Genomic DNA, 11,822 nt, shown 5'->3' with positions numbered 1-11,822 from the left:
TCCGTGGACCCCTCGGCGGGCTCGGTCACCGCGATGCACCACCACATCCTGCACGTGCGCGACGCCGACAAGCACGCCACCGTCACCGAGATCGCCGCACGCCAGGGACGAGTGCTGATGTTCCTGGACACCAAACACGCCGTCGACAAACTCACCAGACACCTACTCGACAGCGGCGTGCGCGCAGCCGCCCTGCACGGCGGCAAGTCCCAGCCGCAGCGCACCGGCACCCTGGCCCAGTTCAAGACCGGCCACGTCACGGTACTGGTCGCCACCAACGTCGCGGCCCGAGGCATTCACGTCGACAACCTCGACCTCGTCGTCAACGTCGACCCGCCCAGCGATCACAAGGACTACCTTCACCGCGGCGGCCGCACCGCCCGCGCCGGCGAATCCGGCAGCGTCGTCACCCTGGTGCTGCCCAACCAGCGGCGCGACATGAGCCGTCTGATCGCCACCGCCGGCATCTCGGCGCAGACCACCGCGGTCAGTCCCGGCCAGGCCGAACTGAGCCGCATCACCGGCGCCCGCACCCCGTCCGGCGTCCCCGTCACCATCAGTTCGCCCACGGCGCAACGCCCCCGGCACGCCGCCTCCTCTGCACTCAAGCAGCAGCGCCACCGCTCAGCCCAAGCCAGCCGATCCGCCAGACCGCCCCGCGCCCAAGAAGCCCCGTCGGCGTAGCGCTCCCTCTCGGCCCAGCGGCGCGGCCGCCCTCAACGGCCGCACCCCGCAGCACCCCCTGTGTCCGACCCGGCTCCGCCCCGATCCATGCGAGGTCTCATGCGCTGCATCATCGCCCACTTCCCCTTCAACCTGACCAAGACGGACGTGCAGACGCTCATGCACGGCGTCAAGCCCGAACCGGTCACCGGCGCGTCCGTGACCATCGGCCGCCGCCACTATCCCGCCAAACAGGTGGGCGAAATCATCACCCGTCAGGACCGCCGCGACTTCACCGCCGACGAAGTGACCCGCGCACTCAGCCGCCTCGGCTTCACCTGCACGCCGGCCAGCACGCAAGCGTCACCAACGGCCTCAGCGGCGCTGTTCGGCACCGCCGCCTGAGGTTCGACAGCCACCGCTGTTTACCGTGCGGTTGTCGATGGCCGTCGAGCCGCCTGCGGGGGCGTCCGGCGGCAGCGGCCGGATGTGCTGCATCTGCACTCGCCGGGATGGATATGGCTGCTGCGAGGCGAACGCCTGCGCTGCGGTGCCGTGGAAACTTTCATCCCATGTCTGTGATTGATGTCGCGTAACGTCGCGAAGTAGTTCAGGCTTATGTCAGCATTACTTGACCATAGATCCGATCTATGAGTCACTTCGCCGAAGCGGGGCTACTGAAGGCGCCGCGGTCTCGTCTCGGTCGAAGGGGATCTGATGACGCCGCAACCGAATCGCCGCGATGTACTGAGACTCGGTACCGCCCTCGGGACGCTCGCAGCACTCGGCGATCTGCCGCGCTTCGCCCCCGCGGCCGAGGCGGCCACCGTCCGGCCGGCCGGCCTCTCCCTCGTACCGGCTTCGGCGGCCACCACGTTGTGGTATCAGTCGCCTGGCTCGGAGGCGAACGTCATACAGCAGGGCCTGCCGATCGGCAACGGCCGGCTCGGCGCCATGGTGACCGGCGATCCGGCGGCCGACGCCTACTTCCTCACCGACGTGAGCCTGTGGACCGGGGGATCCAACGCCAGCCTGGGCAGCGACGGCCAGTTCCCCTACGACAGCGGCGGCGACTTCGGGTCTTTCCAATCGCTGGCGACAGCGCACGTGAACGTCCCGGCCAACAGCATGTCAGCAGTCTCCGGCTATCGGCGCACGCTGGATCTGAGCAACGGATACGCCTCAGCGACCTACCAGTACGGCGGTGTCACGTACACCCGCGAGGCGTACGCCAGCCACCCCGACGACGTGGTGGTCGTCCGCCTCAAGCAGAGCGGCGGCGGCAGCTACACCGGCAGCGTCGCGCTAAGCGGCACACACGGCGAGACGACGCAGGCCAGCTCCGGCACGATGACCGCGTCGTTTGCCGGCAGCCTGGCCAACGGTCTCGCCTACGCGTGCGTGGCGGCCGTGGCGGCAACCGGCGGGACGCTCACGGTCAGCGGCGACCACGTGGCGTTCGCAGGGTGCAGCGAAGTCGTCATCGTATTCTGCGGCGGCACCAACTACACGCCGAACTCGGCGGTCGGCTACAAGGACACGAGCGTCAACCCCCTCAACATCGCGCTGAGCAAGGCGCGAGCTGCCGCGGCGGTGCCAGGTGACACGTTGCTCGCCACTCATGTCGCCGACTACCAGGCGCTCTACAACGCCCAGACGGTCAACCTCGGCTCGTCCTCGGCTGCCCAACGCGCCATGGACACCCCGTCGCGACTGGCCGCGCGTGCCGCGAGCGGCGCCGCTCCCGACCCGGAGCTGGAGGCGAGCTACCTCCAGTTCGGCCGGTACCTGGCCATCACCGGTTCGCGCGGAATCCTGCCGGCGAACCTGCAGGGACTCTGGCTGGACAACAACAGCCCCATGTGGCACAGCGACTACCACACGGACATCAACATCCAGATGAACTACTGGCTCGCGGACCGGGCCGGCCTGCCCTCGTGCTTCGAGATCTTCGCAGACTACTGCCTCGCGCAGCTGCCCGGCTGGACCGCCACCACGCAGTCGCTGTATCAGGACTCGCGCAACGGCTTCCGCAACTCCAGCGGCAAGGTGGCCGGATGGACGACCGCGATCAGCACGAACATCTGGGGCGGCGGCGGCTGGTGGTGGCACCCGGGCAGCAGCGCATGGATCAGCAACACGCTCTACGACCACTACCTCTACACCCTGGACACCACCTATCTGCAGAAGATCTACCCGCTGCTCAAGGGCGCCTGCCAGTTCTGGGAGGCCCGGCTGATCACCGATCCGGGCACCGGCCTGCTCATCGACGACAGCGACTGGTCCCCGGAGCAGGGCCCGACCAACGCGAAGGGCATCACCTACGCGCAGGAGCTGGTCTGGCAGCTGTTCGGGAACTACGCGGCAGCCGCCTCCGCGCTGGGCCAGGACGCCGCCTACGCGGCCACGATCAGCAGCCTGCGGGCCAAGCTCTATCTCCCGCAGGTCAGCCCCACCACCGGCTGGCTCGAGGAGTGGATGACCCCTGACAACCTGGGCGATCCCGCGCACCGGCACCTCTCCCCGCTGATCGGGCTGTTCCCCGGGGACCGCATCACGGCCGACCAGAGCCCGGCGGCGCTGCTCGCCGGAGTGACCAACCTGCTGACCGCGCGCGGTATGAGCACGTACGGCTGGGGCATGGCCTGGCGCGCGGCGTGTTGGGCCCGGCTGAAGAACGCCGGCAACGCGTATCAGGCGGTGATGACCGTGCTGAAGCCATCCGTGAACTACAGCAACGGCGCGGCGATCAACCTGTTGGACATGTACAACCTGAGCAGCAGCAGCTCGCTGTTCCAGATCGACGCCAACTTCGGCACACCCAGCGCGATGCTGGAGATGCTGCTCTACTCACGGCCGGGGCTGATCGAGCTGCTGCCCGCCACGCCGTCGGCCTGGTCGGCTTCCGGCAGCATTACCGGCGTCCCGGCGCGCGGCGCATTCACGGTGGACATCTCCTGGAGCGGGGGCCGGGTCACGTCCGCGACGATCCACGGCAGGCCCGGCGCCACGACGACGGTGAAGGCCGGCACCTGGAGCCAGGCCGTGACCATCGGCTCCGGCGGCTCGACCACGGTCACCCCGAACGCGACGGTCAGCACGACGTTCAAGCTGGTCAACCGGCGCAGCGGAAAGGCGCTTGACGACCCCGGCGCGTCGAAGAGCGCGGGCACCGCGCTGATCCAGTGGACCGTCAACGACGGCGCCAACCAGCACTGGACCTTCGCCCCGGCCGCCGGAGGAGCCTCCACGATCGCCAACGTCGCCTCGGGGCTGCTCGTCGACGTCAACGGCGGCTCGACAGCCGACAACGCGGCCATCATCCAATGGCAGGCCGACGGCGGCACCAATCAGCTGTGGACCGTCGCCGACGCCGGCGGCGGATTCAGCAAGCTGGTCAGCGTGCGCAGCGGCAAGGTCATCGGTGTGAGCGGCGATTCCACGGCTGACAACGCGGCGATCGTGCAGCAGACCGACACCGGGGACATTAGCCAGCACTGGCAGATGATCGCGGTGTAGCTGCAAAGATTCAGGCTTATCTCCGCGGGAGTTTCGACAATAAATCCGATCCTTGAGCCACTTCGCTCGAAGTGGAGCCGTGGCGGCGCCTCGGCTTGCTCGCCTGCCTGTCTGGCCTAGGAGGCACCTGTGAAGAGATGCGCTTTCGTCCTCAGCGTCGTGCTGGCGGCTATCGCCGGACTCCTGGTGCCTGTGACGGCTGCGGCGGCTCACGCCAGCACCAGGGCGGCGACCGGCCAGCTGACCAATGCGAGCTCCCGGCAGAAGATCAATTTCAATCGGGGGTGGAAGTTCCTGCGTTCGGACGTGACGGGGGCGCAGAGCCCTGGTTTCGACGACTCGACGTGGGGGCCGGTGGCTTTGCCGCATGACTTCGACGCGCCCTACAACGTGGGTGGCTCGACCGGCGGAGGGTCGTTCTACGTGGGCTTGGGCTGGTACCGCAAGCACTTCACCGTTCCCTCGTCCTGGAGCGGGCAGCGGGTGGAGTTGGAGTTCGAGGGGGCGTTCTCCGTCACCGACGTATGGGTCAACGGCACTTCGATCGGTGAGCATCGCGGCGGGTACACCGGGTTCGTCTTCGATATCACCAGCGCTCTGCAAACCGGTGACAACGTGATCGCGGCGCGCGTGGACAACCGGTGGCGGGCTGATCTGGCGCCGCGTACCGGCGATCACCAGTTCAGCGGGGGCATCTACCGGGACGTATTCCTGAACGTGACGAACAACGTGCACGTCACCTGGTACGGCACGTTCGTCACGACGCCCGCGCTGACCAATCCGGAGTGGGACACCAGCAATCCCGCGTATTACCGCAACATCGACCTGTCGCAGTATCCGAGCGACAGTGCCCTGAGTGCGAACCTCGCGGCCCGGCGGTCGAACGTGCGCGTGCAGACGGAGGTGCGCAACGACAGCCCTGCGCCGGTCGACGTCTACGCCCAGCAGCAGGTGAGTAAGCAGGGATCGAGTACCGTGCTGGCCGTGTTCAACTCGCCGGTGCAGACGATCGGCGCGGCGAGCACGAGCACCCTGGACGCGCTGAGCGGTTCGCTCTCCGATACCGCCGGCATGTTGCAGGGGCTCGATCTGTGGGCGCCGAACAATCCCGCGCTGTACACGGTGACCACCTCGCTCGTGGTCGGCGGGAGCATCGTGGACACCTACACCTCGACGTTCGGCTTCCGCAGCGCTCAGTGGAAGGTGGACGGCTTCTACCTCAACGGTGTCAAGACCCTGCTGGTCGGGGCGGACGTGCACCAGGACCACGGTGGTTGGAGCAACGCCGTCACCGACTCAGGCTTCGAGCGCGACGTGCGCTACGTGCGCGAGGCCGGCATGAATTTCATCCGCGGCTCGCACTACCCGCACGACCCCGCCTTCGCCGACGCCACCGACAAGCTGGGGGTGATGTTCTGGTCCGAGAACGCCTTCTGGGCCACCGCGACGACCGGCCTGGAGCCCGCCCCGACCGGCACCGCCGCCGACTACAAGGCCGACGGCTACCCGCAGAACGCGGCCGACCAGCCGGCCTTCGAGCAGAGCGTGATGGACTCGCTGCGCGACATGATCCGGGTGAACCGCAACCACCCCTCGATCATCAACTGGTCCATGGGCAACGAGATCTTCTTCACCTCCTCCGCCACGCTGGGCAAGGCCACGGCGTTGGCGAGCAAGCTGCGCGACTACGCCCACCAGCTCGACCCGACCCGCAAGGCGGCGCTGGGCGGCGTGCAGCGCGCCTCGCTCGACCAGCTCTCGGTCTGCGACGTCGCCGGGTACAACGGCGATGGCGCGAAGATCACCAACACGTGGATGCCGAACATGGTCACCGAGTACGGCTCCTACACCTCGGATCGGCCCGGCACGTACGGCCCCACATACGGTGACACTCAGGATCCGAACAACGCGAGCGGGTTCAAGCTGACCACCGACAGCGCCGGGCTGGCGATCTGGGCCGGGTTCGACCACGGCACGATCCTGGACCCGAGCTTCGCCCGCATGGGCATGGTCGACTACTACCGGCTGCCCAAGGACCAGTGGTACTGGTACCGGGCGAACAAGGCGAACTGGTCAGGCATCACGAACATCGCCGATCCCACACCGGTGGCCCGTGAACAGTCCACGCCGGGAACCGCGACCGCCATGACGCTTCAGGCCGGCCGGTACTCCTCGACCACGATCACCGACGACGGCGCCACGGACTCCCAGCTGGTGGTGACCATGCGCAACGCCTCGGGCGCGTGGGTCGACGACACCCGCACCGTGACGCTGACCGTCACCAGCGGCCCGGGAGTGCTCCCCGGCGGCAAGTCCTACACCTTCAGCCCAGGCACCGAGGCGTTCAACGGGCAGGCGGCCGTCGAATTCCGCTCCTACTACGCCGGCACGAGCACCGTGACGGCCAAGTCGGCGGGACTGCCCGACGCCACGATCACCATCACGACCCTCGACACCGTCGGCGCCGGCAGCGAAACGGAACCCGCCAACTTCGACAACTCAGCCCTCTGGGGACAGACGTCCAACGGGACCGGCTCGGAACTCGTCGGCGGCCAGTCCGGCCGGTGCGTGGACGTGCCCAACGCGAGTACGACGAATGGGACGCAGGTCCAGCTGTGGGACTGCTCGGGCGGCGCCGGCCAGCGCTGGACCCTGACCTCGGCCAAGCAGCTGCAGGTGTACGGCAGCAAGTGCCTTGACGCCAGCGGGAAGGGCACCAGCAACGGCACCCAGGTCATCATCTGGGACTGCAACGGCCAGTCCAACCAGCAATGGAACGTCAACTCCAACGGCACCATCACCGGCGTGCAGTCCGGGCTGTGCCTGGACGCCAACGGCGCCGCGACCGCCAACGGCACGAAAATCATCCTCTGGTCGTGCAACGGCGGAGCCAACCAGCAATGGAGCCTGCGCAGCTGACTCGGAACTACCATGTTGCCGGGGTCTTGCCGGGCGGGTGAGACGAAGCGGAGGAAAGTAGTGACGGGCAGCAGTGCTTACCGGATCCGCCGCTATGGCACGGAATCTCATCAATACGGTGAGTACTGGCCGGGCGGCACCGGAGCGCTCGTCGTCTTGATTCACGGGGGCTACTGGCGGGAAAGGTATCGGCTGGATCTGATGCATCCGATGGCCGCTGATCTGCAGGCCCGCGGATACGCCGTGTGGAACGTCGAGTACCGGCCGATGGACGTAGCCGGGGGCGGGTGGCCTGGGACCTTCGAGGATATTGCGGTCGCGGTGGACTCCGTCGCGGACCTCGATTCGGAAGCGATCGACCCTGGACGGATCGGATTGATCGGCCATTCCGCGGGCGGGCAACTGGCGTTGTGGGTCGCCGGCCTCGCGGAACGGGGCGGGTCCTTCCTGTTGGACGGCGCATGCGCGCAGGATGCGAAAAAGCCTGCGTGCCGGGTGACCCCGAAGGTCGTGGTCTCGCTCGCAGGGGTCTGCGACCTGGAGGCCGCGGCCCGGCTCGGCCTCAGCGCGGGCGCGGTGCTCGAACTGCTCGGCGGCGCTCCGGGTGATCGGCCGGAGGCCTACGCACAGGCGGATCCCATGTCGGCCGGCCCGCTCACTGTCTCGCAGCTGATCGTGCACGGGACCGCAGACGAGGACGTGCCGTACGAGCTCAGCCATCGCTACGCCGCGAGGACGGGGGAGTGCGCGGCGCTGGTGACGCTGCCGGACACGGACCACTTCGAACCGATCGACCCGGCGAGCGCCGCGTGGGACCGGATCATGCGAGAGCTCACGCCTCTGCTTCCGGCCTGAGCATCGCTCGCGAGCCCGCGGCCGTCGCCCGGCTGTCAGCTGTCGACGACGAAGCGGTCGCTGGTTCTCACATAGTCGGCGGCGCCCATACGGCCCACCGAATCGAGGCGGTTCAGATCCACCTGGAAACCCACCTCGTCGACCAAGCCCTCCTCTGCGGCGACATGCACGACCTCTCCGACGACTATGAAAAACGCTCCGACCGGAACCACGGCGCTCGTGCGGCACTCGAAGGCGATCGGGGAACCCTCGACGCGCGGGGTACGCACCCGCAAACCGGGAGCCGGCCGCAATCCGGCCAGCTCGTACTCCGACTCCCCGTACGGCAGCGGCTTGGCCGCCGCAGAGGCCGCCTCGGCCAACTTCTCGACCAGGACATTGACGGTGAACTCGCCGGTTCCGCCCTCGGCGGGAGGCCTGGCGTTGCGGCACGAGTCCTTCTCGGAGCCGTCGGCGCGGCGCCCGGCGCAGAAGAGCAGCGCCATCGGCGCGTAGCCGACCGCGGTGAAATACGAGAAGGGCGCGAGGTTCACCGCACCGCTCGGCGCGAGCGTAGAGACCATCGCGATCGGCCGGGGGACCACGCTCCACAGCAGCAGGTGCTCGCGCTGCCGCTCAGTCATGTCCGCGACATCGATCTCGAGCATGGCTCAGCCGACCGCCTTCTGCCCGCCGCGCAGGCTCAGCGGCCGCATGTCGGTCCACACCTGATCGACATGCGCGGTGCACTCTTCCAGCGATCCGGTGAACCCGGCCGGGGTCCAGCCCGCCGGGGCCGAGCGGCCGGCCGGCCAGATGGAGTACTGCTCCTCGTGGTTGATCACGACCTGGTAAAGTCGCCGTTCCGTGTCAGCGGCCATCGCAGTGCTCTACTCCTCTCGGTCACGCGGAGGTGCGGGCGAGTTCCTGGTCGTGCAGCGCGCCGCGCAGCCGGCGCAGCTCGGGGAAGGGCACGGTGACGCGGCGGGCCAGGAAATCCTCGCCGGAGGTTCCGCCGGTGCCGCCCTGGGAGCCGATCATCTTCGAGACCAGGCCCAGGTGGGTCACCTTCCACCGCCAGTAGCCGATCCCGACGTCGAGAAGCGCCTCGGCCACCCGGTAGAGGGCGCCGCCGTCCACGCCGAGACGGCAGATCGCCGCCACGTCGTATCCGTATGCCGCGGCGCAGCGAGTGAACGCGCCGTACAGCTCGCCGTCGCGCTCGCCGTCACCGATGAGCCGGCCCAGTACGCGAAACTGCATCGACTGGGCGCCGCTGGCGGTGCCCAGGTATGGCCGGAACTCGGCGAAGTGGCGCAGCGGCAGCCGCTCGAGCGCGACGACCTGTTCGTGCAGCACCCGCATCAGTTCCCGGGCGCGCACCAGCAGTTCGGTCCCGGTCTCCAGGGCGGCCGGCTGGTCGAACGGCGCCGACAGCAGCTCCTTGGCCAGGCTCAGGTCCGCGATCACCTGCTTGAGCCACAGCTCGCAGGACTGGTGCGCGACGATGAAGAAATGCTCGGAGAGAACCGCGGCCCGGTCCATCGTCTCAGGGCTCTGGGTCTGCTGCAGCGAGAGCAGTGCGTCCGTCTGGATGTAAGACGTATAGGTAAGCTCAGCCATGGTCAGCTCCGCGTCGGTGGTTTGGGTCGGTTCCGGGGTCTGGCTTCGGGGATGCGGCGGCGACGAACTCGAGGATGTCGCGGACCAGCCCGGCAGGGTTCTGCACGGCGTGGAAGTGCCCGTTCTCGCGGTCCACGAGCGTGAACGGCCCGGTGGTCACCTCGGCCCAGCCGGCCAGCGCGGCGCGGTCGATGAGCGGATCCCGCCGGCCGTGATAGCAGCGCACGGGGCACTCCAGCGCCGCCGCGAACGGGTCGGGCCGATAGCACTCGTGCGCGGTGATGTCCGCTCGCAGCGCGGGCACCATCGCCTGCGCGAAGTCTTCGTCCTGCGCGATCGAGGGATCGACGCCGCCGAGGGCGCAGATCGAGGACCACAGCTGCGCGTCGGGCAGCAAGTGGGTGCGGCCGGCGCTGTCGTGTTGCGGTGGATGGCAGCTGGAGACCATGAGCGCGGCAGCGGGACGGCCGTCGGCGGCCAGCGCGCGGGCCAGCTCATAGGCCACCAGGCCGCCGAGGCTGTGTCCGAACAACGCGACGGGCGCGGGCTCGGCGTCGCGCAGCTCCCGCGCCACCTGCGCCGCGAGCTCCTGCACCGTGTACGACGCGGCCTCGCCGAGACGGTCGCCGCGCCCCGGATACTGCACGGCGAGCAGTTCGACGCCCGCCAGGTCGTATGCCGCCCACGGCGCGTAGGCGTACGCGGCGCCGCCGGAGTGCGGCAGACAGATCAGGCGGGTCTTCGGCGCCGCCGGACCGTCCGGAACACACAGGCGGCGCACCGAGCGAGTACGAAGCATGATTTGCTCCTCGACTGCGGGTGTGTACGCACGTTCTCATGGCGCGCCGCGGCCGAGCGGGCAATCTTTCGGCTCTCCGTCAGCCCGGCGGGAAGTACGAAAGACTTCTGACACAACTGGCGCCCGCCTCTCCGACGTCTGTGATGATCGGCTTGCCGTCGCCGCGACCAGCGACCGCGACGCCCGACTCAGCACCCTTCTCTTCGCCAGTGGTGATGCGCACGATGAGCCGAACCGGAACGCTCTCCCTCGATCTGACCGATGCGCGCACGTTCCTCGAACAGGACCCTTACGAGTACTTCGCCGAGATGCGGGCGCACGAGCCGGTGTCCTGGCACGAAGGCCGGCGGGGACAGCCGGGGTTCTGGGCGGTCGCGGACTACGCGAACGTCGTGGCCTGCTACAACGACCCGGCCTCGCTGGGCTCGGGCCGCGGGACCGTGCTCGAGGTGCTGCTGCGCGGCGATGATCCGGCCGGCGGCCGGATGCTCGCCGTGACCGACCGGCCCCGGCACCGCGAGCTGCGGGCCCTGCTGTGGCGGGCGCTGTCGCCGAAGGTGCTCGCCACGGTCGCCCAGGCGGTCGAGCAGTACACGGCGCGGCTGGTGCGGCAGGCCGCCGAGCTCGGCGAGTTCGACTTCGCCGCCGAGGTCGCCGAGCACGTGCCGCTCAACACCATCTGCGATCTGCTGTCCGTGCCGAGCACGGACCGCCCCGACCTGCTCAAGTGGAGCAAGGGCGCGCTGACCGGCGCCGATCCGCTCGACTCCGCGGAGTCCCGCAACGAACTGGTCATGTACTTCATGCACCTGGCCGAGCTGCGGCGCGCGCAGCCGGGCGACGACGTGGTGAGCACGATCGCCACCGGAACCGTCGACGGCGAGCCGCTGACCCTCGAAGAGGTCGCGCTGAACTGCTACAGCCTGATCATCGGCGGCGACGAGTCCTCCCGGGTCTCGGCCGTCAGCACCGTGAAGGCGCTGGCCGAGCATCCGGCGCAGTGGCGCGCCCTGGTGGACGGCCGGGTCGACCTGGAGGCGGCCGTCGAGGAGGCGTTGCGCTGGGCCACCCCCTCGTTCCACTTCGCCCGCACGGCGACCATCGACCACGTGATCGGGGGCGTGCGGATACGCGCGGGCGACATCGTGTCGCTCTGGAACATCTCGGCGAACAACGACGAGAACGCGTTCTTCCGGCCGCGCGCATTCGACCTGGCGCGCTCGCCCAACCGGCACGTGGCGCTGGGACACGGTCCGCACTACTGCCTGGGTGCCTTCCTCGGCCGGGCCGAGCTGCGGGCGCTGTTGCGCGCGCTGACCGGCGCGGTGTCCGCGATCGAGCTTCGCGGGGCGCCGGTCCGGATCGAGTCGAATTTCCTGAACGGCTATAGCTCGCTGCCGGTGCGCTTCACTCCCCGGTGACACACCTCGTGGCGCGGCCGCGCCGGCAGGAGAACTGGAATCGA

Annotated in this window: 10 protein-coding genes; 6 read left to right on the top strand and 4 right to left on the bottom strand. The window is 68.8% G+C overall.

The features are described 5' to 3' along the window. From VFB40_RS23985 to VFB40_RS23965, 5 genes are all read left to right on the top strand, one after another. On the top strand, window positions 1-684 hold a 684-nt coding region (locus VFB40_RS23985; RefSeq protein WP_324854407.1), incomplete at its 5' end, for a helicase-related protein. A gap of 99 nt (window positions 685-783) precedes the next feature. Beyond that, window positions 784-1,068: an SCO5918 family protein gene (locus tag VFB40_RS23980; protein ID WP_324854405.1), complete on the top strand. Its 285-nt coding sequence runs from the start codon at window positions 784-786 to the stop codon at window positions 1,066-1,068. Between the two features lie 312 nt (window positions 1,069-1,380). Continuing rightward, window positions 1,381-4,182, top strand: a complete 2,802-nt coding sequence (locus tag VFB40_RS23975) for a glycosyl hydrolase family 95 catalytic domain-containing protein (RefSeq protein WP_324854403.1) — start codon at window positions 1,381-1,383, stop codon at window positions 4,180-4,182. Between the two features lie 129 nt (window positions 4,183-4,311). Further along, window positions 4,312-7,101 carry an RICIN domain-containing protein gene (locus tag VFB40_RS23970; protein WP_324854401.1) on the top strand — a complete coding sequence of 930 codons (2,790 nt, stop codon included), beginning with the start codon at window positions 4,312-4,314 and terminating at the stop codon, window positions 7,099-7,101. 60 nt (window positions 7,102-7,161) lie between these two features. Beyond that, on the top strand, window positions 7,162-7,956 hold the full coding sequence (locus tag VFB40_RS23965) for an alpha/beta hydrolase family protein (RefSeq protein WP_414642139.1): 795 nt from the start codon (window positions 7,162-7,164) through the stop codon (window positions 7,954-7,956). A gap of 35 nt (window positions 7,957-7,991) precedes the next feature. Here the strand turns inward: VFB40_RS23965 and VFB40_RS23960 are convergent, their stop codons facing one another. Genes VFB40_RS23960 through VFB40_RS23945 form a run of 4 tightly spaced genes read right to left on the bottom strand, consistent with a single transcriptional unit; the run spans window position 7,992 to window position 10,357 of the window. Continuing rightward, window positions 7,992-8,603, bottom strand: coding sequence for a flavin reductase family protein (locus tag VFB40_RS23960; protein ID WP_324854397.1), 612 nt, complete (start codon window positions 8,601-8,603; stop codon window positions 7,992-7,994). 3 nt (window positions 8,604-8,606) lie between these two features. Further along, a complete protein-coding gene (locus tag VFB40_RS23955; protein WP_324854395.1) occupies window positions 8,607-8,816 on the bottom strand; it encodes an MbtH family protein in 210 nt (69 codons plus the stop codon). Window positions 8,817-8,838: 22 nt separating this feature from the next. Further along, window positions 8,839-9,558: a tryptophan 2,3-dioxygenase family protein gene (locus VFB40_RS23950; RefSeq protein ID WP_324854393.1), complete on the bottom strand. Its 720-nt coding sequence runs from the start codon at window positions 9,556-9,558 to the stop codon at window positions 8,839-8,841. Next, on the bottom strand, window positions 9,551-10,357 hold the full coding sequence (locus VFB40_RS23945) for a thioesterase II family protein (RefSeq protein WP_324854390.1): 807 nt from the start codon (window positions 10,355-10,357) through the stop codon (window positions 9,551-9,553). The genes VFB40_RS23950 and VFB40_RS23945 overlap by 8 nt, the downstream gene beginning before the upstream one ends. A 224-nt stretch (window positions 10,358-10,581) precedes the next feature. Here VFB40_RS23945 and VFB40_RS23940 point away from each other — a divergent pair, with 224 nt between their 5' ends. Then, complete coding sequence (locus VFB40_RS23940; RefSeq protein ID WP_324854388.1) at window positions 10,582-11,778, top strand: cytochrome P450; 1,197 nt, start codon at window positions 10,582-10,584, stop codon at window positions 11,776-11,778. The last annotated feature ends 44 nt before the right edge of the window (window positions 11,779-11,822 follow it).

The organism is Actinocrinis sp. (assembly GCF_035650855.1).
GTDB lineage: Bacteria > Actinomycetota > Actinomycetes > Streptomycetales > Catenulisporaceae > Actinocrinis.
Note: the sequence above shows the minus strand (reverse complement) of the source record. Positions and strands in the feature narration are given on the sequence as shown.